This window comes from Mesorhizobium sp. P2_C5_2 (genome assembly GCF_056404535.1).
In genome coordinates this window covers 1-20,952 of record NZ_JBFUDV010000015.1, presented here as the reverse complement: position 1 = coordinate 20,952, position 20,952 = coordinate 1, and the positions used below count along the sequence as shown (strand labels likewise).

Here is a 20,952-nt window from a genome sequence, read left to right as displayed (position 1 = left end):
AAGCTACTCTTCGATGGATGGAAACGCCTCAACGGACGACGTCCGCCCCCAGCTTTCGGCTGACCATGTCGACTATTGCCTCAGCCGTTACCGCTCCTATCGGCCGGAGGACAACACGTACCAACCCTATTCGGGTGGCCCACGAAGGCAGTGCCAATAGGGGAATTGCCGCTATGGAGCTTCCGCCGATTTCATAGGAACTTCGACGTGTCGAAAGGGTTGAGACTAGTGGCGGCGGAGCATTTGTTTGTCCCTCAACAGCGATGTCGGGTCTCGTAACCCTAATTCGCCGTCACACGGCATCAATCCCAAATCACCATTCCGTGCTGGATCATTTCGGCGCCTTCCGCGTTGAGCAATACCATTACGGGAGGATTCACCATGGACGACGAACGGGACGAAAAAATTCAGCGACGCGCATACGAAATTTGGGAGCGCGAAGGCGGCGAGCATGGCGATCCGGAGAAACATTGGCACCAAGCTGAGGCTGAAATCGAGCGCGAGGCTGCACTGGAGGCCCGCCAAGGCACCACTACGGTGTTATCGGGCAAGGCGAAGAAGCCGCAGCGCGGCGAGACCTCCATTTCTGACGTCATGACTGTCGAGGTCCTGGCGATGCGAACCGGCATCACCGGCGATCAGGCACAAGACCTTATAGACCGGCTGGGCGATGACCGGGCGGCAATAGAGGATGCGGCGCGGAGCTTGGCCGCCGGGCAGCAGAATTTCAGCAAATAGAACCCCGCCTCGGCGGGTAAACCTTCGCTTAGGTCGGCGACACCTTCGCACAATTGTGGCGCAGAATTGTAGCCGCTACTTTATTAGGTGTCGGCCATCTACTCCTCCCAAGCGATGGCGGTACCAAGCTCACCACCCCCCCGAGCTTGAAATCAACCCGCTGCCTCTCTCCCCCAGGCAGCGGGTTTTTTCACTGTACAAAGAAAAAGCCCGCCGAAGCGGGCTTTGTCGTTGAGATGCTGTGGGCTAATGCAAATACCCCAAAACCCATAGGATGATGATGATAGGGATCGGGATTCCGAGGAGCCAGAGTAGTCCGCCTCTTAGCATGATTTCCTCCTGTTAATTGCTGGGAAGGAAAACGCTCTTCGAGGGGCTTAGTTCCCCGCAATTTCGGGCTTTGCGATGACGTGTACTGTCATGAAAAACCCCGCCGAAGCGGGGTTCTTTATCTTGGCGTTTGCACAATTTCTCGCCTCACATGACGTCGCGTCAAGAATCAGCTAGCGCTTGTGTCGCGGCGGACCTGTTCCGTCTGGCCGGCGCCATTCAGGCAACCTCCACTTTTGGCGCCGGTCATCTTCCCCTTGCTGAAATCGTCAAGCATTCTCCCAAAAAAGGAGCCGGCTTGCGTTTGCGTTCAACTGGCGCGATGCTTGTTGGCGGCGCTATCAACGCCGGCTCTGGCCGGAAAGGTTTGTAGGGTGGCTGCTGGCCTGCTGGCCGATACTGACTGCCAGCCAGGCGACAACGTCAAAATGTCCTCGATTGGTGCCGGCGATTTGCCCGACGCAATTCTCCGCTTTTGCGATATGTCTTCCCAAGTTTTAACGTTCCCCGATACGGTAATGCCCACCTTTGGCTCGGAAAAGAACTACGTGGTGCTTTGCAAATTCCACGAACGCTGAATATTTTAGCGGGGGCTAGGACGATGGCAAAAGAAGAGTTCCAGGCTAACTGGCGGGGTGCGCGCAAATATCAATTTGACGAGGAAACGCGTCTGAAGCAGGCCGCGTTCGATCGTAGGTTCCCCGATCCTGATCCTGCCCCTTTGCCGCAGCCAACCGAGCCCATTCCGAATACCGAAATTGTTCCCCTACCAGAGCCGCGACCGAGACGGGGCTGGTTCTTCATCGCCATGATGGTTGTGCTATTCGCGACAGTCGCTTCGATCGCGGGCTACGTTACGATGTGGATTATCAAAAGACCTCAGATCAACACGCCAGAACTTTCCCTGCCATCGGAGGTGCCCCTCCCATCGAAGCGGCCTCACAAGTAGGCCAGCGCGGTCTGGCGCTACCGCCAGCGCGACATAGTGGGCCTGGGCGCTTGCCTCTTGATAGCCGCGCTCGGCGTCTACGTGCTGCTGCGCTAAGGCAGCCGAGCTGATCGAGCGTTCAGCCTATTTTTGTAAATCCGCAAGAGCACGTCGCGAGCAGTCTCGGCGCGTTCCCGTGTGCAGCCCATAAGTATTTTCCCGCCCAAGGTTGCGGGCTCGGCGGTAACGTCATCCCATACCATCCAAGCGCCGGTCGGCTCAAGAATGCAGCTAAATCTATCTGGGCTTTCTTCCATCGCCCCATTCCCCAACGGGTGGAGCGTTTCATTATATTAGCAATCACGCAAGTACTGTCCGACACAATATCACTACGTCGTTTGGTCAAGGTTAATTGCGAAAACAATTCTGCAAAAGTTGTGAGAAAGCAAAGGGCTAGCTCCCATCGCTTCTACGCCTTCGGCGTGATCTCCGATCCGAGCATTCGCGCCATCCTGGAAGCATCGCCTGTTCCAGCGCGTCGGCTTCGGTCTTCACCTTGCCCTGTCAGTGCGCCTTCACGAAGGCTTTGCAGTTGGGTGACAATTGCTCGATCCTGCCTGCAAGATCGCATTTGCCGGTCGGTGTGGATGGGCAAAGCCGTTTGTAGTCAGGGTTGCATTGCTTGCCTTGATAAGATTTGAAAGTTTTTACTTGCTTGGGGCTGGTTCCGCTCGATGGAACTATGCCGGGACCAGTGTCCATCGCGCCATCCTTGCCGCCCTTGCCACCCCTGCCTCCTCCTCTCGCAAAGGCGATTCCAGAAATGGCGGCGTATGCGACAGTTGCACTCATCATGGAGCACTGCACGACGTGATGTAGACATTTTTCAATCCCCCCATCAATTTTAGTAATAGCTAAATTAACACGAGTGAATGGATATTCATATTCGGCCGGTTTTCGTAAGGAACTTCGTCTTTTTGCCGTGGCCCTAGTGCTTCCTGTGAGGTAGGCCAGCGATCTCGCTTGCCATCCGGTTAAGCACGTAGGAATATTGTCCTGTTGCGGCGATTCCAACAGGAGATCGCCATGGGCAGGTCAAAAGGTTCGCAGCAATTTTCGCAGGCAGAAATCGAGCGCTTTTTGGCGGCAGCAGAAGCGCTACACTTGAGCATCATCAAGCCATTCATTTCCCCGCATTGCGACCACTACAGGCAGACGCGCGTCTTGCATGAGATGCTGTTGAAAGCCGTGCGGGAAGTCACCGGGAAGGAAGTGGCGTTCATCCGGTGGAACAGCACAGGATCGGTTAGGCCGCCTACGGCGGGTAGGCCGACAGGCTTAGTTGCGCAATTGCTAATATGCCTATACTTTAGGCAGTGCGGGGAGGGAGATCCAATCACCCGCAGTGGCCGGTGCGGTCTGCAACCCCAACGCAAGCCCAAGGCCGCACCGGCCATTCCCCTACGGCTGGGTAGCGCTGAGACTGAAAATCAAAGGTGCACGGTCCAGTCGGACGCATTCAAAAGCCAGACTGTAAATACGAACGCGATCAGCACAGCCAGCGTGATTAGGAGGATGATCCTTTCAGCCCTACTCATGGCCGTTAGGTAGGCGGAGAGCTTCCAAACCTCAATTCACATGGTTGTGTGCGCCCTGCCTCGCGGAACCTTTGTCCCTTGCGTTCCGTTGGGTCAGTCGGAAGGGAAATCTGACATGATTGACGACGTAGGCAGGCCGCCTGAAACAGCGAGCGGCAATGCCGCGCGCCGTCTGATGACTGAAACTGGCATCAATGAAGCGCAGGCTCGTGAGCTTGTCGCGTTCCTGGGTCCGCACAATTGGCCATCGCTCTTGCGCGAGGCGCGGGTGCTGAAAAAGCCTTAGGCATGGAAAGCCCGCTGCGCGGTCAAGCAGCGGGCTCCAATGGGAGCGGCTACATTCCCTTAGGGAAATCGACCGCTGCCTGCACAACTCGCGATAGGCGACTCGGTTCCAAACAATTTTATAGGTTGCACCTTTGTGCCCTGTTGCCTTGGGCACTCAGTCTCGCTTGAGCGATTGCTAATGTTCGATAAGGTACATTCATAGCTGAGTTTTCGCTTGGCCGGTGCAGTTGCTGTCTCGCGTTAACGCTGCACCGGCTTCGCCCTACGGCTGGGTAGCGCCTACAGGACGTGTGACGGGCAACACATCCACTATCAACTTCGTCGGAGCGTCAAGCCTTCCACAGCCTTGTGCAGAGCAGCCGTTGCGGCTTCTAGGTGATCTTCTGGCGTGCCGTTATCGTTTGCGAGATCAGCTGGAACTGGCGGCTTCATCGGCTGAGTATGCGCCCAGTCTAGCATTCTGGCTACGTCGCACGATCCATTCCACCAAGTCAGGATCGACCGTCTCACTCCCGGTGAGATCGCGGATCATCTGCGCCGCGTATTCGCGCCACTCATCCTCGGGAATGTTATCTTCAAAGACGGAATTTTTGAAGGCGCTGCGCAGTACGTCGCAGTCGAAAGCCGAAATCGAAACACCCAGCTTATCCATGGTGCAACCTCCCATCCAAGGGCTGGAAACAAAATGGTGACTGGCAATAATAATTCCGTCCTGTGGCAAATTCAATATAGGGATCAACGCTGCCGGCCTGTCAGAAAGCGCCCCGCCGTCCCCCGAAGGTGGCAGGGCAAAGACCGGCGATGAAGGGACGGACGGTGCCCTACAGCCGTTTGAAATCGGTAAGCCCTAGCCGTATCCGCTGGCCTTCCGCAAAGGCGAGCGCAAACGATTCAAGATCGAATGAGCGGGTAATTTCCTGGTCTTCCTCGACCACGCGAACGAACCATTCGCCGCAGGCTTCGACCACTTCGATGCAAGGCAAGGCCTTGCGGAATGGAAGCACGTTATCCATCACAGCCTCCCTACGAAAAGCAATGGCAACGCCGGGTTTTATAAGTCCGCCGAATTCTGGATTTCAATAAAAAAAGACGTACGAAACGAGCAAAATAGAGTGTGACACGATTGAAGAGAACTCGCCGGGCGAAGACCCCCACGACCTCAAGCCCGGCGAGCCTACTACCTGATCAGAAATACGCGACCAGGACCGGGGTCAGCCGGCAAGCCTACGCTGCAAGACTGATGCCGCCAGTTATGTCCCGAATTGGCACAGGCTAGCGACCCAGAGGGTGCCTTGAAAGCTCAATCAGCTCCGCTTCGTCAACGACACCGGCCATAAAATTGGCGATTATACGAGAGGCCAGTCTGCTCTGAGAATCGGCTGATTGGTTAGGGGTTTTCATCTGCGCGAAAACCCTCCCCAGCAAGGCCAATTCGGAAGGTTCAAGGATTCCAGCATCCACGGCTTTTCGTCTGATAGGCATGGCTAATCCTCCTCCGGAAGTCCTATAGCGAAGCGTGTCGCCTGCTAGCGCAGCCCCTGCATGATGGCTTCGAAAATCTGGCCAATTTCTTCATCGATCTCCTGACCCGGAATGCCTTGGGTTTCCGCCTCCCGTTTCGCGTCCACCGCCATGTCGATCACCAGCAAGACCGGGTCAATAATCGGATCGTCAGGCAAACGGTCTGATATCCAATGGTAGAGAAACTCGCTGCCGCGCTTGCTCATGCTTCCCGGAAATCCTGCAGCGACGCATGCACACACCCACATTCCCGGCGGTTAAATTAGCAGCCGCTGAAATGGTTCCGTAAGGAAAATTTTGCGGCGCTGAAACAAACCCATTCATCATGCGTTCCGGCGGGATGGATGAGAATCGAGTTGCAGAACCAGCTAGCGTTGACGCGCCGTACGCGGACATTCGATGGCCGCGAGATATCCTAAGCCCGTCGAATATCACCATGCTGCGGCGGGTGCTTGAAAGGGTGTCGCCGGACGGCGCCACAGAAGTTGAAAAGCAATGGCTCGCTGCGTCTTTGGTACGCGCGTTTCAGGGCGGCCTGACGCGCGAGCACGAACTCGTGGCTGCCTTTCTGGGCGAGCAAGGATAACCTCGCATAAAAAAGGGAGACAACCTTGGGCAAGCCGTCAACAAGCACAGATTCGAATTCCGACATCTGCCCTTATGACCTCGACTTTTTCATGGAAAAGCATGGGCTATCCAAGGATGCCGCGGAGGTGATCCTGCACAGCAATGGCCCATCGCGTGCCCGTTGCGACTATGCGGCGGAAGCCTTCCTGCGTTTCAAGCATATGCGCGAGGCGCGAGCGAAGCCGCCTGCCCCAAATATCAAGGCGTAAGTGTCAATGACGAAGCTGTCTTGATCTCGGGCCCCCGATCATTGGCAAGCGACACGCCGAGCCCGGCGATCCGCGAGGCAATTTCTATAACTGTCCGAACTGCGGCCAGCTTGTTGACCAATGCGATGCACGGCAGGTGTTCTATCACGAGGGTCCGGGTCATGAGCCGTTAGAGCCGGAGTTTGGCGCCGTGCTGGTTTTCCGGCCAAAGCCACCCACCAAATAGGCCGGGGACGACCAAGAACAAAAAAGCCCGCTGGGCTTGGAGTTCCCAGCGGGCTCGTCCGAACTCGGGGGTTGTTTTTCGCCGAGATCCACCCAAATCGGTCTAAGGTTCCTCACAACAAATAAGCCCCGGGTCAGCGTCAACAACCTTCCGTCGTCGTTTTCATCTGGCCAGGCGCTGCAGATTTTGCATCGGTATCCTGCTGGCCGGGTGCGGCCTGTTTGGCGACACCGCTCTGTTGACCCGGCGCGCAGTCCTTGGCCGAACTCGATTTCGTGCCACTCGTGGTGGTCAAATCCGTTCCCGGATCAGTCGTAGTGCTCGGCATCGTCGTGGTGGTTGACGATCCGCCCGTCGTTGTTGACGATCCACCCGTGGTGGTGCTGGTCGATTGTGCAAAGGCGAACCCAGTGGATAATGCCGCAATGGCTGCAGCACAGAGAAGCCGTTTCATGGTGAACTCCGTATTTCGCAACGTCCCTTCAGTGACGAAACATCTCAGGGAAACGACGGTTCCAAGAAATGGGGAAAGATCCGTTCGCCACAGGCCCGCCAGCGCATGTTCACCCTTGCAGGCTGTTGAGCACAGTATGCGCCCCATGCGTCTCTAGGCGGCTCGCTGTGGCCTGCAGGCAGCGTTTCTCGACGCGTTGTCGGTATAGGTCGAGCTCGCGCTGTTTCTCTGCCTCACGGGCCAGCCGGTCCACCTCTGGCAATGGTTGCCAGTCGGCCGGTTTCTTCTTCATGGTCCACTTCTCGCCGCGGTAGCCCCAATGGGCGATGCCCACGAGATCCGAACTGTCGAAAAAACAGGACACATTGAGCAAGTGGAACGTGCAGCACCCGAGCCGCCCACCAAACCTTCTCAATATCGTGGTCGCCCGGACCCTTCGCCCAAGGTGTCCAGCCCTTGCCGGGGCGTTCCGTCAATTCGCTGTCGCGCTTCTTAAATCCCACGCGGAGTGATGGATAAATACTGGGGTATATCTGGCGTTGCATGCAAGTCTACGAAATGCCGGCTGGCGGAATTTGGCAGAGTTTACCAGATTTGTTCTTCACTCTTGCACCAATTTCAACTTTAAGAGATGCTACCTCGGCCTTGGGAGGGCTGGGGATGAAAATAAACGCGTTTATGGCACTTGGTGCCATGGCAGCGCTCTGCGGCTGCCAAACAAGCAATCAAGCCGACTACATGCAGATAGGCTACGGGCCTAGTTTCGACGTCGCCCATGCTCAATGCGAAATGCATAAGGGGTCGGTTGACCAAGGTTATATTGCTATCGGATCTCCGGGCTTTGTCGCGGGTGCTGGAATCGGCAATGCCCTGGGTAACTTGGCTGCCGAAGACCAATATATGAAGAACTGCCTCATCCTAAGCGGGTGGAAGCGTGCTCCGCATGGCCAGGGTGCAACGGCTGCAGCAGCCTTGGCAGCTGGCGCGCCACCGACACCCTATGGGATCCAGCGCGCACCTGGCAGCTGGATCAATACGGCGCTGCTAGACTGGTCAGACGCGAATAACAAGTGCGTCGCCGGCGACAAGGCCGCCTGTGGAACTCGAGCGAAGCTTGGTGCGCAACTGAGAGCCGCCGGCATAAACCCGGCGCCGGTCTAGGGACCATGCAGCGGAACCTGGCGATCTGCCTTGGCATCGTTCTGGCACCGAGCGGATGCGCAGCGGACTATCTCAATCACTACGACAGCGTGACGCTCGCTGCCGGCGACGCCAGTCGCGCCAACAGCCTCGCCCAGACGGTCGACCCTTTCAATCCGAATAGCCAGAATACGCAAATCGAGGGCGACGGGCAGCGCATTGCTGGTGTCGTTCAACAATTGCGGGGACCAGCCAATGCCGCCCCAGCCGGGGGGAACTGTCCGAAGGACAACAACATGGCGGCCGATGGTTCGCGATGTGGTGGTCGCTCCGCCGAAAGCCGCCCAGGGGGAGCAATGTGATGAGCTTCCGATTTCGTCGCAGCTTCAAGATCGCCCCAGGTCTTCGGCTAAACGTTGGCAGGAAAAGCTTGAGTGTTCGGGCCGGTGTCAAAGGCTTTGGGCTGACATCGGGAACAGCCGGTAGCCGCGTGAGCGGCGTAGTTCCCGGCACCGGACTCAGCTACACGAAAAAGATCGGCGCGAAAGATACCGCTCCAGCAGTGGGCGAGGATGTGAGCCAGACACCCGGGTCGCGCCCAAGTCTTTTGGTCCGGCTATTTGTCGGGTCATTCAGGGTGGTAGCAGGCATATTGCTCCTCGGCCTCCTCGCACGGTTGTTGGGATATTGATGGGTCACAAGCGTGGACAAATACCGATACGACAATCGATCTGATCGCTGGTTAAAGCGAACCGGTGCCAAGCATAGCCGTGCGCGCCGATGGGCGAGCGTGCCGCTACGCCTATTCGTGGTGACTGCGGCTGCGACTGGCGCTCTGGTCGCGCAGACCGCAATCCAGCACAGCGAAAGTTTCCCAGAGATCAATGCATCTAACTGGTTCGGCTCGAAGCCGGCGCCGATCGCCGGTGTCGCGTCTGCGATCGACGGCGACACGATCGAGATCCATGGCCAGCGCATCCGCTTCAACGGCATCGACGCTCCCGAGAGCAAGCAATATTGCGATGACGCCAAGGGGTTCGAATATCCTTGCGGCCGACGAGCGGCCGAGGCGCTCGACAGGTTCCTCGCGACCTCCAAGCCCGTGCAGTGCTCCTTTGTCTCTTGGGACCGCTATGGCCGCTTCGTAGGCAATTGCAGACGTGCGGACGGCACCAACGTGGCATCATGGATGGTCGAGCACGGTCAGGCCTTAGATTGGCCCCGTTACAGCCACGGGGCCTATGCAGGGCAACAGGCGAAGGCTGAGGCTGCGAAGGTCGGTCTGTGGGTCGGAAAGTTTCAGGCGCCCTGGGATTGGCGTGCTGGGCATGCTGACAAGGCACCAGGGATCAGCCGGCCTCTCGGGATCATCAACAGCCAAGGGGCGCAAAGCTATTCCTGCCAGCCGCGGCGGACGTGCCCGCAGATCAGTTCCTGTGATGAAGCAAACTGGTATCTCGCCAATTGTTCTTGGGGCGGCAAACTGGACCGAGACAAGGACGGCATCCCTTGTGAAAGCTTATGCTGACAGGGCGGCTGAAAGCCGCCAACGAGACCTAACCTTTGGGAGGACTTTGGAATGAATATCTGGTTGTAGAAGATGGAGCCCGAAACCGTTTGATCCGCGATTGCTAGGGTCGAGTTAACAAAGAAGCGGACAACTCACTCGCGTCGCGCCCAACGCTGACGGCTCTCTAGCTTGGGCATCGTAGAGCAGAGGAGCCTCGGCACAAGAGGGTTGGGCATTCATCGCAGCCTCCTGACATCACACGCCGCCGAGCGAGACCGCGCTCCCGCGCTGCCTAGCTTGCGGGTTTGACGATATCGACGTGTCCTTCGCCGCTGATCCCAGCGGATCTTCGACGCCCACGTCGACCCAGCCACCGACCCTTAGGTTGAAACTGGGGCACTCCCCAGCTTTGATCTTCGTTTGTTGTCCCCTCCATTTGTTTGAATCAGGATTCTTCAAGGGTGACTGGTCAGTGTGCGCCTTCAGGCTCGAAGGCTCTAGCATCGGATAGGATGTCAACCTAAACTCTGCTCAGGCGGGAAGTCCGGCCGCGTTCAGCACCGTGATCACCCGTTCCAACCGTACGGGGTCGCGGTAGCGGTTCGAGCGGCTGACCTGATCCTGGTCGATGTCCGCCTTTCGCCCGACCGCTTCCGCGACGGCGCGGCGCGCGTCTTCCGTCCGTCCGGCGAATCCGTGGATGACGGCCAGCATCAGGTAGCCGCACGTATCCTGCGGATTGGCTGCTATATAACGATGCAGGCTAGCCTGCGCGCCCGCGTCGTCGCCGAGCCATGCCCGGGCATGGCCGATGTGATAATCGATCCAGGTGAAGGTCTGCGGCGACAGGCGCGCGGCGCGCTCAAGTGCGACCAGCCCTTCGTGCACGTCGCCGCAATAGATCGACATGACGCCGAAGAAGCCGAGCGTCCATGCGTCGCTAGGGCTGAGGCTAGCGGCGCGGCGGCAGAGTGTGATCGCCTCGTCGTGCCGGTCGCGGAGCCATGCCACTGCGCCCAAAGACATTATAGCATTGGCGCTGTCTGGGCGCCGCTCCAGCACCTCCTTGGCGAGACGTTCCGCCGTAGCCAAGGCGTTCTCACGATCATCGCCTTGCATGTAGTAACGAGCATCATACCACCAGGTCTTAACCAGCAACACCTTGGCGGCGACATAGTCCGGATCGATCTCGAGCGCCTCCTGTAGCAAGGCACGGGCGCGGCGGTTGTCGGCTTCGGACCACCGCTCGTGATACGCGTTGGCAACAACGCAGCATTCCCAGGCGGCAAGGCTTCTGGTTTGACCATCCCACAGCCGCGCGTAGTCCCCGCTGGTCAATTTGACTTGCATGGCCACCGCGACCTGGCGTGTGATTTCCTCCTGCAAGGCGAAAATGTCGTCAGCGCGGCCATCGAACCGGCCGCCCCAAAGCTGTCTGCCGCCAGCCGTCTCGATCAGCCTTGCTGTGACGCGGATCTGACCTGACGCGGCGCGGACGCTGCCCGTCAGTTGGAAGTCGGAAGGGGCACCCTGCGCGCGCAACTCAATTCCGCCAATGAGACTGAGAGCCGATTCCAGATCAAGCCGGATTCCGGCGGCGAAGAACTCCTGATTAGAGTCGCCGCTCAAGTTGGTGAACGGCAGGATGGTGATCGAGGGTTTGGCGGGCGACGGTTTGGCGTCCGGGCGGGGCGTCGGCCCCATCGCAGCCTCGGTCGTCTCCGATCCGATCCAGCGCCACGCGCGGAGAGGCGCGGCGATGTTCTTGAGCTGCAGTTCGCCGGCGAATGTGAAATTTGCGTTGACCCTGCCGCCTACCTGGGCATGAACCGCATCCGACACCAAGATGCCGCCGCGGGGCGCCTGTGCCTCGAGGCGCGCGGCGATATTTACGCCGTGGCCGTATATGTCGGATTCCTCTCCGATAACGTCCCCAAGGTTGATGCCTATGCGCAGCGCGATTTGGCGGTCCTGCGCCAGCGCCGCGTTCGCCGTGGTGAACTTCTGTTGCAGTTCTATGGCCCCCGTCACCGCGTTCACCGCGCTGGCAAATTCCATGAGCATCCCGTCGCCCATCAATTTGACGACGCGCCCGCCCTGCGCTTGCACTGTCGGCTCGACTATGGCTGTCCGCAGTTCCTTCAGCGACGCCAGAGTGCCCGCCTCGTCTGCTTCCATCAGGCGGGAATAATCAACCACATCGGCCATCATAATCACGGTGAGGCGGCGGTTGGCAGTCATTCCGGCAACCCCGCCTTGCGCAGGCCGGCCATCAGATGGTTGTGGTCTTCCTGATGCTGGTACCAGGCCGCGCCCCGCCAGAACTCATCCCAATCCTTGAGCCGGCGGCCCGGGAATACCGCCATGTCGTCCTCGGCAACGCGTAAAAATTCTTCCAGCATCGCTTTCGCTTCGGCCAGTCGTCCTGCATAGGCATAACTTGCTGCCAAAATCCCTCGAACTTCATTGATGGGTTCCGGAATCGACTTCAATGACGCAATGGCGTCACCATATCGGCGGGCGGTGAAATATGCCCAGCCTTTGCCCCATGGAAACCAGGTGAAGTCGTACGGGTTCTGCCGCTTCGACAGCTCGAACTGTTCGATTGCGGCCTCGGGCTGTCCGATGGTGTGAAGGAAATACGCGTAGTAACCCCTCGCTTCCGTGTCATTCGGATTGTTTTGAACGGCCTTTTCGAGATGAAACCGCGCCTCCTCGTATTCTCCCCTGGCGTTGTGTATCATTCCAAGGATCCAGCGAGCGTTGTTGTCGGCGTCATCGAGTGTGACCGCCCGCCTCGCAAATTCAATGGCTTCAAGACGACACTGATCGCGATCCTCCGACCAGTGGGCCATTTGGGTCACAAAACAACAATATGCGTAGTAGGCGTGCGCCTGAGAGCTGGTCGGGTCGATTTCGATCGCATGGCGCGTCAGCATCCGGGCCTGTTCGGTGTCACTTCTGGTGAACTTCATGACCAACGCCCTGGCGCGCAAGACAAGGTCATAGGCCTTGAGCGCACTCGGACTGAGTCTGACCGCGCGTTCACGCCAAGCCGCCTCGACCCGACCGCCCACCGTAGAGGCGACCGCGCTAGCTAACTCGTCCTGGATGCCAAACAGATCTAGCAGGTCGCGGTCGTAACGCTCCGCCCAAACGTGACTGCCGTTGACCGCGTCCACCAGCTGTGACGTGACGCGGACTCGGTTACCCGATTTCCGCACGCTCCCCTCGATGACGTAACGCGCACCCATCTTGCGGCCGAACTCCTTTACTTCGATCGCCTGGCCCTTGAATGCAAAGGACGAATGGCGTGCGATCACTAGCAGTGAATGGAAGCGCGACAGTTCCGTGATGATGTCCTCGGTGATGCCGTCCGAGAAATACTCTTGTTCTGGATCACCGCTCATGTTGTTGAAGGGCAGCACCGCGATCGACGGTTTCTCATTGGCGACCGACTCTACTCCGACCGGTTGCAGGAACGGCGCGTCGGGAAAGAGGTTGACGTTGTAGACGCGCACCGGCCGCTCGATGTTTTTGAGCGTCTGCTCGCCAGTATCTTCGAAGGTAAGTGCGAGCCTGTTGCCGAGACTGTCCCGGACAGTACCGGATACGGCGACGCCACCCGGCCTGGCAATGCTCTCGATCCGCGCCGCGATGTTGACGCCGTCGCCGAAGATATCGTCGTCCTCGATGATGATATCTCCAAGGTTGATCCCGATGCGGAACTCGATGCGCCTGTCCGCCGGCACGTTGGCATTTCGCTCGCGCATCTTGTGCTGGATGTCGGCGGCGCAGGCCACCGCATTTACCACGCTGGGGAACTCTACCAACAAGCCGTCGCCGGTCAGCTTGACGATCCTGCCCTGATGCTCGGCGATCTTGGCGTCCACCAGTTCGCGCCTATGCGCCTTGAAAGCCGAAAGTGTTCCGCCCTCGTCGAGACCCATGAGCCTGGAGTAGCCAACCACGTCGGCAGCGAGGATGGCAGCCAACCGACGCTGCACTGGTCCCTCGGTCATGCTCGGTATGACCCCTCACTTCGGGTGGTAGCTCTGTCTGGATCTTCACCATAGCAAGCAAACAAAGCGCGGTCTTGGTTCAAGTTCGGGTACATCGCGACCAAAGCCTCCCTCGCGCCGGGTGGTGTCTTAGTTTGAATTCCGGCTTACGACGACGCATCCTCGACGTTGCGGCTCGTGGACTCGGCCGGCGGTCGCCCGTACAATCCTTGTCCTGTTGTTCTTGAAGGCGATGCACTAAATGCCCGAAGGACGCGTCCAACGCCGCCTCGCGGCCATCTTTGCCGCTGACGTGGCGGGTTACACTCGGCTCATTGGCATGGATGAGGTCGGCACGCTTGACGCACTGAAGGAAATCCGGGCCAGGTTGGTCGACCCAAAGGTCGCCGAGCACAAAGGTCGTATTTTCAAAACGACGGGCGATGGTCTCCTGGCGGAGTTCCCAAGTGTGGTGAACGCCGTGGCCTGTGCGGTCGACATCCAGCGGGCGATGTCGGACCGAAAGGGGACGGCCTCCGAACATCGGACGATACAATTCCGCATTGGGATCAACCTCGGCGACGTAATCGTCGAGGATGACGATCTGTTCGGTGACGGCGTGAACGTGGCGGCGAGGCTCGAAGGTATTGCTCCCGTTGGAGGTGTCATAGTTTCGGGCACGGTGCGAGATCACCTCGGAAATCGGCTTGACCTACAATTCGACGATATTGGCGAGCAGATGCTCAAGAATATTGAGCAGCCCGTGCGAGCGTACACGGTACGTCTCGACGGTCCAGGAGCGAATCCCACTTCGCTGACCTCGCTTTCTGACAAGCCCTCCATCGCCTTGCTGCCGTTCGTCAATATGAGCGACGACCGTCAGCAGGACTACTTTGCGGATGGGATTACAGAGAACGTCATCACCGGATTGTCTCGGTTTCGCGATCTATTCGTCATCGCGAGCAATTCGACGTTTGCCTACAAGGGCAAAGCCACCAAGATACAGGATGCCAGTCGGGAGCTGGGTGCCCGCTATATCCTGGAGGGCAGCGTACAGAGGTCGAAGGACCGTGTCCGGGTTACGGCCCAGCTCATTGACGGCAAGACTGGTCGGCACCTTTGGGCAGAGCGCTACGACCGAGGCATCGATGATATCTTTGCCGTGCAGGACGATGTCACCGAAAGAATAATTGGCAGTTTAGCCACAGCGCACGGAGGCCGACTGTTAAAGGCGTGGCACGAGCGCCCGGAAGTCGCGGGGGCACGGAACTTTCAAGCGCTGGACTACTTCGTGCGAGGTATGGAGGCCATAGACCGTAATACCAAGGAGGGCAATCAGCACGCGCGCGAACTCTTCCTCAAGGCCGGGGAGCTTGATCCCAAATTTGGCAAGGCCTTTGCGAAGGTTGCCTGGACGCACATGATGGACGTAATAGATGGATTCAGCGAGAACCCCGAGTCCTCGTTGGCTGATGCGTTGCGGTACGCCAATCTCGCGATTGAACGCGACGACGCGGATGCGTGGGGCCATTACGCACTCGCAGGACACTACCTTTTTTGCGGGCAGTACGAACCTGCCATTGCAGCATTTCACCGCGCCCTTGATCTCAATCCCAATGATGCAGACATTCTCATGGACTTTGGCTACTGCCTGAGTTGCGCGGGTAGAACCACCGAAGGCCTTGACGCAGCACAAAAGGCGTTGCGGCTTAATCCTCGCTATCCCGAGTGGTACGTTCAAGAGCTCGGCCAGATTTATTACGACTCCCGACAATACCATGAAGCAGTCACGGCTTTGCGTAGCCTAAGGACAATCGACACGGTGTACCGCTGGCTCTATTTGGCAGCCAGTCATGCTGCATTGGGGAATATGATCGAAGCGAGGGAAGCCGTGGAGCGGATCAAGCAAATAGATCCATCAGCCACAATCGTTGAACGAACTGGCCCCCAGATGACGCCTTACAAGAGTGCCAGCGATCTGGAACACCTTCGCGAGAACTTGCGCAAGGCAGGCCTGCGGAATGAGTGAAAGCACGTGCTGACCCTGAAGGACTGCAAATGGCGCAGGGAATACGGCCGCGCCGAGACGGAGGCTAGGTCATTGCCGCCCGTCAACTATAGAGACGCCCATCGAAGGAACGAGGCTGAGTTTGAAGAGCCGACCTTAGGACGGTTCCGACGAGGTCGGTCGTCAGCAACGTATCCGAGAGGCGTTTCACGTAGTCGTCATGGCGCCGCTCCATGGAGAAGGTTGGATTTCGGCTCCTCTCCCTCTACCAGATCAAGACAGAAGCTTTGATCCGTGAGGTCTCCTGGAATCAGGACGGCCCTGCGGCCTTCCGCACGGATCGGCTCCGCAACATCCTGCGCGTCAGGTTCCTCGGTGGGAAAGTAATTGATCGCGACATCAGGACCTTCACGCGCGAAGGCAATCACGGCTGCGCGTCCGATCCCGGAATCGCCACCGGTGACAAGTGCCTTGCGTCCAGCCAATCGGTTTGAGCCCTCTCCAAAGTCCGGAACAGTATCCATATCGCGTTGCAGAGCGGCCATTGCCGGCGTTGCTCCTTTAAGGGCTTGCTGGTGTACTTCTTCGCGGGATGAACTGTCATCGGATCCGTATCCAGGAATGATCCGCCTGACCAACTAACGGGCGGGCCGAACTAAGAGGGCTTGCTCGCCTCTGATGGTCAGAGGCCAACTTTGGCGTTGTCGCCAACATCCGGCGTGGCGCCGGTGACAGCAGCAACCACCATCTTTGCCGTAGCGACGATCAGGCCAGGGCTATCCCACAATTCACCTTCCTCCGGTTTGACGGTTATGAGCCTGATTTCCGGATCGTCAGCGTTTGCCCACCAGGCACTGTCAGTCTTCTCCCACAGCGTGGCGATTTTTCCCCTGTCATTGGTCACTGCAGCCGGACCGGAGATGGTGACGTACTTGTAATGGCTGCTGTCACTCCAGGCCAATGTCACCTTCGGATAATTCGACAGCTGGTGGTTCTTGGCGCTGTCATCATTGACGAGGAAATAGATCGCGTTTTCGTCGCGGTGCACCCGCGCAGAGAGAGGCCGAGCGCGATTGTACGTGCCATCCCATGTCATAAACATGCAAATCTCGATTTCTTTGGCGAGGTCCCAGATACGGTCTGTCGCCTCGGCTGGTGTTAGGTCTGTCGATTGCTCTCGGCGCTTTGCCATCCAATGTCCTCCTGCGTATTTATGCTATTGCTGACAACTCGCGTCGCGCCTCGACGTTCCAACGCGAATGGACGAGTCGACGCTCCGGTTTACGAAATTGGTTTGGGCTCGATGATGCCGGTTCAGCCGACTGAAACAGAAGCGTCAGCACGCAACGTTGACCGGCTCGATTGGCGTCGCGCTGATTGTCGCTGGCCAGTCAGATTCATTCGGCAATTAACGAGGAAAGCGCACGTTGCAGCACCGTTTCATCAAACGGTTTGCTGAGGGCCGGGCGATCTCTGTATGCCACTTCCAAGCCAGACTTGCCGTATCCTGTCAGGAAGAGAAAAGGCACATTTTGGGCTGCCAATGCGTCTGCTGCAGGATAGCTCGTCTCACCGTGCAAGTTCACATCGAGCAACGCACAGTCGATATCGCCAATCTTAATCCTTGCCACGGCGTCAGCGACGCGAGCGAACGTCCCCACAACCTTACAGCCGAAATCGGTGACCATGTCTTCGAGCGACATCGCGATGATTGTCTCATCTTCCAATATCAGAATGCGAGTTCCAGCCAGATTTCCAACCATCGTCACCGTCTCAAATGGGAAAATCGATCGCGCAGACCACACCGCTCGGCTCGAAGTTGTGCTTCACCTTGCCATCCAGCTCACGCGCCAACCCCTCGATCAAACGCGATCCAAATCCGCGCTTGCCAAGGTTTCGCACTGGGGCCCGCCCGCTTCCGTCCAATTCATTGACACTTTTCCATCGGTATTGGCCCAAGACAGTGCCACGCTCCACTCCCACCCGGAGATGACAAGGAGCCATATTTGGCCGCGTTTGACGCAAGTTCATGCAATGCCATGGCTATGGCCAAAGCAGTTTGAGGACGGAGCTGTAAATCGTTGCCGTCCACGCTTATCGGCGTTCCAAACCCATCATCACCACCAAATGGCGCCAGGGCACGGCCGACGATCTGGCAAAGATGCGCTCCCTCCCAGTTGGCTTCGGTGAGAACCGAATGCGCTTCAGAAAGAGCCATCAAGCGCGCTTGAAACGCCGCTCTCGCCGAGGGATCGGCTGCGTTGCCCCGAAACGTCTGGGCCGCGATCGACTGGATCGTCGCAAGCGTATTTTTGACCCGGTGGTTGAGTTCATGGACGAGCAGGCGAAGGTGTTCTTCTGCACGTTTTATGTCGGTGATATCTGGCGTTGTGCCGGCGATGAACTCCACCTCACCGCTCTCATCTATCACGGGTGTAAAGATGTAGTCATAAATGCGCTTTCCCAAAGTCGCATGCGGGAAAGCGACCTCGCCACGTATCGTCCGTTTTCGTAGCTATGACCTGGTCGATCTCGCGCTCGTGCATTTCCGCGTGCCAGGGTTCGTAGCCGACGTCGATCAGTCGCTGCCCAACTGAGTCTTCAAGCTTGCGTCCCCACATCTGCAAAAGGGCTCGGTTTGCGAAGACGAAGCGATATTCCCTGTCAAACGCGTAGACGAGATCTGGTGTACTGGAGATCAGCGACTCATAAAACCGCTTCTGCGCGTCTGAAGCCGCGGTGACCTTCTCCAAGTCGACCCGCGCCTGATGCCGTGCGGTTACATCGCTGGCGGCCCCGATCCATTCTTCCACGTCGCCATTTTCATCGAGTATTGGGATAGCTCTCGAAGGGGTCCAGCCAAGAGACCCATCGACCTGGCGGACACGGTGCTCAAGCTCGAACACACTTTTTGTGCGCACAGCTTTCGCTATCGCCGCCGAACCCTGCTGCTGATCATCGGGGTGGATGTAGTCCTGAACCAGTTTCCCAGCCGTCAATGCGTCACCGACGAAATGAACGCGTCTCAGGCAGCCTCCCTTCATTTGGAAGCCGGCAAACGCTCGGCATGTGATCCCGTCCCCGCGACGGCGTGTGACAGGCTGTAGCCAACCGTGACGGAACCTATACACCTTGGGAGACGTTGCTCTCGTCTGTAGCTCCAACCAGCACAGCGAGGTTGTCCCGTGGACCCGAACCCGAACTTTGACGCGATTGCAAATGCTGAGCAGCAGATCCGCTGCGCCGAACTTGCACTTCAGCGCACGGAAGAGATGCTGGCCGAAAACATCGCGCTCAGCCGCAAAATGCGCCGTCTGGTCGATGCCGCAAACCGGGAGCAATCCCCCAACAACGAAGCACGTCGCGCGGGTTGAACCAGGCCGCCGAATTTCGGTTTCGGTCTGTCTCCACCCAAAGGCCGCACCGGCCATTCTACTCCGGCTCGTAGGCTTGGGTTTGCTTTGCGCCTCGATCAAGGGTTCAACGGGATTCGGTTGTGCGTTTTTTGCCAAGTGTGATGGCGCAGTGGAGTGCGATGATCAGGTTCACATGGTGGCAGATGCTTTTTTCGTCCGCCTTGGAACTTGCATCTTTCATCGAAGTTTAGATGTGCTTGGTCCCCTCACCGAGCATCTCTGGGAGTAGGGAAGCCCGTCGATTACGCCCTTATGTGGCGGGCTTCCTCTCATTGTTTTGATTCTTCGCTGAAATCCTGCACCGAGGCGTGGCGCAGCTTCGCCTCGCCGCGGAGATGACGGGCTCGGGCGGTTATGCCCGGCTTCACCCATTCAACGTCACCATCAGCGACCGCGGTCGGCACGCCGGCCGGTTGAGCGGTTCGATCGCGATCGACGCGCTGCCACAGGCGGTCCTTGATTGCTCGTGTCGTGGCGATGACCGCCTTGCCGACATACTTGCCCTCCTTCGCGAACAGGCCCCGGTCTGCTTGCCGGGCTCTCTCTTCACGAAGCCGGCCGCCGTACTTCATGCGTTTGAGGTAGCTGGCGTAGTATTCACCGCCGCAGGGCCGTCACGAACTAACCTCTCTGAAGGCGAGGCTGGTGTAGTCGGCTCCAATGAGATGTAGTGGCGTTGGCTGCGGATGTGCGACCGCATCGCCATGGCGAAGTACCGCGATAACACCATAGGCTAACGCGATCCCGTCAGTTCACAATACATCTACAAGCGGTCGATTCCTTAGGGATGTAGCCGCTCCCATCGGAGGTCCGTCGCGTGGGGGCACGCGACGGACTGCTGGTGGCCCACGCGGCCGATATAGCGCGGCGCCTGGAGCATCGCCAGACGACGGCTGGTTTGTTTAGGCTTCCCTAACGTAAGAACGTGCCTTGCACGTTTCGGGAACGGAAGGAGACGCGCCAGCGCGCGTTTCCACTGGCCGCAGTCCTACGCCGCCGAAGCGTCCCACGCGTCCTGGCGCTTCCCTGTGGCCTAGGCGTCGGCATCGGGATGTTAATCGCCGGCTGACGCGCTGTCCATCGCCGCCATCACCGCTGCGATGCTCGCCAGCGCGGTCTGGCGCCTACAGGCAGCGCGATAGCCTTCGGTCGTAACCGTTAGGCTGACTCGTCTCTTTCATGGAACCGGATCGAACGGCCTGCATTCTCCTTCCGGAAGAGGAGGAGCGGAGCATGAAAGCCTTGTTGGGGATAGTAGGTGGCTTTGTGCTGACGCTGGCCGTCTTCGCCAGCGGCCTTGCCTTTGCGGCCTTGATTCTCGCGGCCAAGCCCGTGCAGAAGGCCACACCCAGCATCAGTGTCGTGGATCTGTGGACTAGAGACGCGCGAACTGTGAACACCGCGGCACAGCCCTTCGAGCGCATTCCGGCTGAGCAGGCTAAAGTGCCCGGCGYCTCCGCGATGGCGAAAGGGTCAGCCGACTCAATCACGACGTCCGCCGTCCAGCCCTCGACAGGCGATTCTCAACCAACAGGCGATTCCACGACCGAGTTGCCGGCCGCTCATGTCGAATGGTGCGCGAGTCGGTACCGGTCCTATAATCCAGAGGACAACAGCTACCTGTCCTACGCAGGGCGGCAGCGCCAGTGCCGCTCGCCCTACCTCGACGTTGCTAGCGAGCAGCTGCCGAATGGCGACTTTGTTGATGCAAGCTACTCTTCGATGGATGGAAACGCCTCAACGGACGACGTCCGCCCCCAGCTTTCGGCTGACCATGTCGACTATTGCCTCAGCCGTTACCGCTCCTATCGGCCGGAGGACAACACGTACCAACCCTATTCGGGTGGCCCACGAAGGCAGTGCCAATAGGGGAATTGCCGCTATGGAGCTTCCGCCGATTTCATAGGAACTTCGACGTGTCGAAAGGGTTGAGACCGACGTGTCGAAAGGGTTGAGAC

28 protein-coding genes and 1 pseudogene are annotated in these 20,952 nt (G+C 58.3%); 15 read left to right on the top strand and 14 right to left on the bottom strand.

The genetic code is table 11. The annotated features are described in order from the left end of the window. From AC1D1B_RS30675 to AC1D1B_RS30660, 4 genes are all read left to right on the top strand, one after another. Positions 1-160 (top strand): BA14K family protein (locus AC1D1B_RS30675; protein ID WP_477337226.1); only part of this gene is annotated, 160 nt, incomplete at its 5' end. A 221-nt stretch (positions 161-381) separates the two neighbouring features. Then, a complete protein-coding gene (locus AC1D1B_RS30670) occupies positions 382-738 on the top strand; it encodes a DUF2934 domain-containing protein (RefSeq protein ID WP_477337224.1) in 357 nt (118 codons plus the stop codon). Between the two features lie 704 nt (positions 739-1,442). Next, the gene (locus tag AC1D1B_RS30665; RefSeq protein ID WP_477337222.1) at positions 1,443-1,646 is read left to right on the top strand and encodes a hypothetical protein; all 204 of its coding nucleotides are present in this window, start codon (positions 1,443-1,445) and stop codon (positions 1,644-1,646) included. A gap of 23 nt (positions 1,647-1,669) precedes the next feature. Then, positions 1,670-2,017, top strand: a complete 348-nt coding sequence (locus AC1D1B_RS30660; protein WP_477337220.1) for a hypothetical protein — start codon at positions 1,670-1,672, stop codon at positions 2,015-2,017. Positions 2,018-2,560: 543 nt separating this feature from the next. On the opposite strand, the gene AC1D1B_RS30655 is transcribed toward AC1D1B_RS30660, so the two are convergent. Next, complete coding sequence (locus AC1D1B_RS30655) at positions 2,561-2,851, bottom strand: hypothetical protein (RefSeq protein ID WP_477337218.1); 291 nt, start codon at positions 2,849-2,851, stop codon at positions 2,561-2,563. 231 nt (positions 2,852-3,082) lie between these two features. Between AC1D1B_RS30655 and AC1D1B_RS30650 the strand changes: the two are divergent. Next, positions 3,083-3,313: pseudogene (locus AC1D1B_RS30650) on the top strand (hypothetical protein); the annotation flags it as partial. A 396-nt stretch (positions 3,314-3,709) separates the two neighbouring features. Further along, positions 3,710-3,880 carry a hypothetical protein gene (locus tag AC1D1B_RS30645; RefSeq protein WP_477337216.1) on the top strand — a complete coding sequence of 57 codons (171 nt, stop codon included), beginning with the start codon at positions 3,710-3,712 and terminating at the stop codon, positions 3,878-3,880. Positions 3,881-4,291: 411 nt separating this feature from the next. On the opposite strand, the gene AC1D1B_RS30640 is transcribed toward AC1D1B_RS30645, so the two are convergent. From AC1D1B_RS30640 to AC1D1B_RS30630, 3 genes are all read right to left on the bottom strand, one after another. Next, positions 4,292-4,534 carry a hypothetical protein gene (locus AC1D1B_RS30640; RefSeq protein WP_477337214.1) on the bottom strand — a complete coding sequence of 81 codons (243 nt, stop codon included), beginning with the start codon at positions 4,532-4,534 and terminating at the stop codon, positions 4,292-4,294. 169 nt (positions 4,535-4,703) lie between these two features. Beyond that, entirely contained in the window at positions 4,704-4,895 is a 192-nt protein-coding gene (locus AC1D1B_RS30635) for a hypothetical protein (RefSeq protein WP_477337212.1), read from the bottom strand. Positions 4,896-5,408: 513 nt separating this feature from the next. Then, entirely contained in the window at positions 5,409-5,609 is a 201-nt protein-coding gene (locus AC1D1B_RS30630) for a hypothetical protein (protein WP_477337210.1), read from the bottom strand. A gap of 230 nt (positions 5,610-5,839) precedes the next feature. Between AC1D1B_RS30630 and AC1D1B_RS30625 the strand changes: the two genes are divergently transcribed. Continuing rightward, positions 5,840-5,989, top strand: coding sequence for a hypothetical protein (locus AC1D1B_RS30625; protein WP_477337208.1), 150 nt, complete (start codon positions 5,840-5,842; stop codon positions 5,987-5,989). Between the two features lie 25 nt (positions 5,990-6,014). After that, complete coding sequence (locus AC1D1B_RS30620; protein ID WP_477337206.1) at positions 6,015-6,239, top strand: hypothetical protein; 225 nt, start codon at positions 6,015-6,017, stop codon at positions 6,237-6,239. 365 nt (positions 6,240-6,604) lie between these two features. Here the strand turns inward: AC1D1B_RS30620 and AC1D1B_RS30615 are convergent, their stop codons facing one another. Both AC1D1B_RS30615 and AC1D1B_RS30610 read right to left on the bottom strand, forming a co-directional pair. After that, the gene (locus AC1D1B_RS30615; RefSeq protein WP_477337204.1) at positions 6,605-6,919 is read right to left on the bottom strand and encodes a hypothetical protein; all 315 of its coding nucleotides are present in this window, start codon (positions 6,917-6,919) and stop codon (positions 6,605-6,607) included. 109 nt (positions 6,920-7,028) lie between these two features. After that, complete coding sequence (locus AC1D1B_RS30610; protein ID WP_477337202.1) at positions 7,029-7,292, bottom strand: hypothetical protein; 264 nt, start codon at positions 7,290-7,292, stop codon at positions 7,029-7,031. A 170-nt stretch (positions 7,293-7,462) separates the two neighbouring features. Between AC1D1B_RS30610 and AC1D1B_RS30605 the strand changes: the two genes are divergently transcribed. Genes AC1D1B_RS30605 through AC1D1B_RS30590 form a run of 4 tightly spaced genes read left to right on the top strand, consistent with a single transcriptional unit; the run spans position 7,463 to position 9,587 of the window. Continuing rightward, entirely contained in the window at positions 7,463-8,080 is a 618-nt protein-coding gene (locus AC1D1B_RS30605; protein ID WP_477337200.1) for a hypothetical protein, read from the top strand. Positions 8,081-8,085: 5 nt separating this feature from the next. Beyond that, on the top strand, positions 8,086-8,421 hold the full coding sequence (locus AC1D1B_RS30600) for a hypothetical protein (protein ID WP_477337198.1): 336 nt from the start codon (positions 8,086-8,088) through the stop codon (positions 8,419-8,421). Next, a complete protein-coding gene (locus AC1D1B_RS30595) occupies positions 8,376-8,750 on the top strand; it encodes a DUF4236 domain-containing protein (RefSeq protein ID WP_477337196.1) in 375 nt (124 codons plus the stop codon). The genes AC1D1B_RS30600 and AC1D1B_RS30595 overlap by 46 nt, the downstream gene beginning before the upstream one ends. A 12-nt stretch (positions 8,751-8,762) precedes the next feature. Beyond that, entirely contained in the window at positions 8,763-9,587 is an 825-nt protein-coding gene (locus AC1D1B_RS30590) for a thermonuclease family protein (RefSeq protein ID WP_477337194.1), read from the top strand. Between the two features lie 513 nt (positions 9,588-10,100). Here the strand turns inward: AC1D1B_RS30590 and AC1D1B_RS30585 are convergent. Together AC1D1B_RS30585 and AC1D1B_RS30580 are read right to left on the bottom strand one after the other, a co-directional pair. After that, on the bottom strand, positions 10,101-11,810 hold the full coding sequence (locus tag AC1D1B_RS30585) for an adenylate/guanylate cyclase domain-containing protein (protein ID WP_477337192.1): 1,710 nt from the start codon (positions 11,808-11,810) through the stop codon (positions 10,101-10,103). Then, positions 11,807-13,591, bottom strand: a complete 1,785-nt coding sequence (locus AC1D1B_RS30580) for a tetratricopeptide repeat protein (RefSeq protein WP_477337190.1) — start codon at positions 13,589-13,591, stop codon at positions 11,807-11,809. Before AC1D1B_RS30580 ends, AC1D1B_RS30585 begins: the two co-directional genes overlap by 4 nt. A gap of 241 nt (positions 13,592-13,832) precedes the next feature. Here AC1D1B_RS30580 and AC1D1B_RS30575 point away from each other — a divergent pair, with 241 nt between their 5' ends. Then, positions 13,833-15,599, top strand: coding sequence for an adenylate/guanylate cyclase domain-containing protein (locus AC1D1B_RS30575; RefSeq protein WP_477337188.1), 1,767 nt, complete (start codon positions 13,833-13,835; stop codon positions 15,597-15,599). 197 nt (positions 15,600-15,796) lie between these two features. On the opposite strand, the gene AC1D1B_RS30570 is transcribed toward AC1D1B_RS30575, so the two are convergent. The 5 genes from AC1D1B_RS30570 to AC1D1B_RS30550 all read right to left on the bottom strand — a co-directional run bounded on the left by AC1D1B_RS30570 (position 15,797) and on the right by AC1D1B_RS30550 (position 18,577). Then, positions 15,797-16,123 (bottom strand): SDR family NAD(P)-dependent oxidoreductase, encoded by a 327-nt coding sequence (locus AC1D1B_RS30570; RefSeq protein WP_477337186.1) that lies wholly within the window; start codon positions 16,121-16,123, stop codon positions 15,797-15,799. Positions 16,124-16,260: 137 nt separating this feature from the next. Further along, on the bottom strand, positions 16,261-16,770 hold the full coding sequence (locus AC1D1B_RS30565) for a pyridoxamine 5'-phosphate oxidase family protein (protein ID WP_477337184.1): 510 nt from the start codon (positions 16,768-16,770) through the stop codon (positions 16,261-16,263). Positions 16,771-16,975: 205 nt separating this feature from the next. After that, positions 16,976-17,341 carry a response regulator gene (locus AC1D1B_RS30560; RefSeq protein ID WP_477337182.1) on the bottom strand — a complete coding sequence of 122 codons (366 nt, stop codon included), beginning with the start codon at positions 17,339-17,341 and terminating at the stop codon, positions 16,976-16,978. 164 nt (positions 17,342-17,505) lie between these two features. Further along, on the bottom strand, positions 17,506-17,988 hold the full coding sequence (locus tag AC1D1B_RS30555; RefSeq protein WP_477337180.1) for an HWE histidine kinase domain-containing protein: 483 nt from the start codon (positions 17,986-17,988) through the stop codon (positions 17,506-17,508). Positions 17,989-18,025: 37 nt separating this feature from the next. Beyond that, complete coding sequence (locus tag AC1D1B_RS30550; RefSeq protein WP_477337178.1) at positions 18,026-18,577, bottom strand: PAS domain-containing protein; 552 nt, start codon at positions 18,575-18,577, stop codon at positions 18,026-18,028. 186 nt (positions 18,578-18,763) lie between these two features. Between AC1D1B_RS30550 and AC1D1B_RS30545 the strand changes: the two genes are divergently transcribed. Then, the gene (locus AC1D1B_RS30545) at positions 18,764-18,952 is read left to right on the top strand and encodes a hypothetical protein (RefSeq protein WP_477337176.1); all 189 of its coding nucleotides are present in this window, start codon (positions 18,764-18,766) and stop codon (positions 18,950-18,952) included. A 311-nt stretch (positions 18,953-19,263) separates the two neighbouring features. Here the strand turns inward: AC1D1B_RS30545 and AC1D1B_RS30540 are convergent, their stop codons facing one another. Beyond that, entirely contained in the window at positions 19,264-19,566 is a 303-nt protein-coding gene (locus AC1D1B_RS30540; protein ID WP_477337174.1) for a hypothetical protein, read from the bottom strand. A gap of 661 nt (positions 19,567-20,227) precedes the next feature. On the opposite strand from AC1D1B_RS30540, the gene AC1D1B_RS30535 reads away from it, so the two are divergent. Continuing rightward, entirely contained in the window at positions 20,228-20,863 is a 636-nt protein-coding gene (locus tag AC1D1B_RS30535) for a BA14K family protein (protein WP_477337172.1), read from the top strand. Positions 20,864-20,952: the final 89 nt, after the last annotated feature.

Bases quoted from the DNA above. Each gene is read 5' to 3' on its own strand.
- AC1D1B_RS30565 (WP_477337184.1), bottom strand. From the start codon at position 16,770: ATGGCAAAGCGCCGAGAGCAATCGACAGACCTAACACCAGCCGAGGCG.
- AC1D1B_RS30580 (WP_477337190.1), bottom strand. From the start codon at position 13,591: ATGACCGAGGGACCAGTGCAGCGTCGGTTGGCTGCCATCCTCGCTGCC.
- AC1D1B_RS30575 (WP_477337188.1), top strand. From the start codon at position 13,833: ATGCCCGAAGGACGCGTCCAACGCCGCCTCGCGGCCATCTTTGCCGCT.
- AC1D1B_RS30645 (WP_477337216.1), top strand. From the start codon at position 3,710: ATGATTGACGACGTAGGCAGGCCGCCTGAAACAGCGAGCGGCAATGCC.
- AC1D1B_RS30660 (WP_477337220.1), top strand. From the start codon at position 1,670: ATGGCAAAAGAAGAGTTCCAGGCTAACTGGCGGGGTGCGCGCAAATAT.
- AC1D1B_RS30630 (WP_477337210.1), bottom strand. From the start codon at position 5,609: ATGAGCAAGCGCGGCAGCGAGTTTCTCTACCATTGGATATCAGACCGT.
- AC1D1B_RS30595 (WP_477337196.1), top strand. From the start codon at position 8,376: ATGTGGTGGTCGCTCCGCCGAAAGCCGCCCAGGGGGAGCAATGTGATG.
- AC1D1B_RS30635 (WP_477337212.1), bottom strand. From the start codon at position 4,895: ATGGATAACGTGCTTCCATTCCGCAAGGCCTTGCCTTGCATCGAAGTG.
- AC1D1B_RS30585 (WP_477337192.1), bottom strand. From the start codon at position 11,810: ATGACTGCCAACCGCCGCCTCACCGTGATTATGATGGCCGATGTGGTT.
- AC1D1B_RS30640 (WP_477337214.1), bottom strand. From the start codon at position 4,534: ATGGATAAGCTGGGTGTTTCGATTTCGGCTTTCGACTGCGACGTACTG.
- AC1D1B_RS30570 (WP_477337186.1), bottom strand. From the start codon at position 16,123: ATGGCCGCTCTGCAACGCGATATGGATACTGTTCCGGACTTTGGAGAG.
- AC1D1B_RS30615 (WP_477337204.1), bottom strand. From the start codon at position 6,919: ATGAAACGGCTTCTCTGTGCTGCAGCCATTGCGGCATTATCCACTGGG.
- AC1D1B_RS30540 (WP_477337174.1), bottom strand. From the start codon at position 19,566: ATGAAGTACGGCGGCCGGCTTCGTGAAGAGAGAGCCCGGCAAGCAGAC.
- AC1D1B_RS30670 (WP_477337224.1), top strand. From the start codon at position 382: ATGGACGACGAACGGGACGAAAAAATTCAGCGACGCGCATACGAAATT.
- AC1D1B_RS30605 (WP_477337200.1), top strand. From the start codon at position 7,463: ATGCAAGTCTACGAAATGCCGGCTGGCGGAATTTGGCAGAGTTTACCA.
- AC1D1B_RS30600 (WP_477337198.1), top strand. From the start codon at position 8,086: ATGCAGCGGAACCTGGCGATCTGCCTTGGCATCGTTCTGGCACCGAGC.
- AC1D1B_RS30560 (WP_477337182.1), bottom strand. From the start codon at position 17,341: ATGGTTGGAAATCTGGCTGGAACTCGCATTCTGATATTGGAAGATGAG.
- AC1D1B_RS30625 (WP_477337208.1), top strand. From the start codon at position 5,840: ATGCTGCGGCGGGTGCTTGAAAGGGTGTCGCCGGACGGCGCCACAGAA.
- AC1D1B_RS30655 (WP_477337218.1), bottom strand. From the start codon at position 2,851: ATGATGAGTGCAACTGTCGCATACGCCGCCATTTCTGGAATCGCCTTT.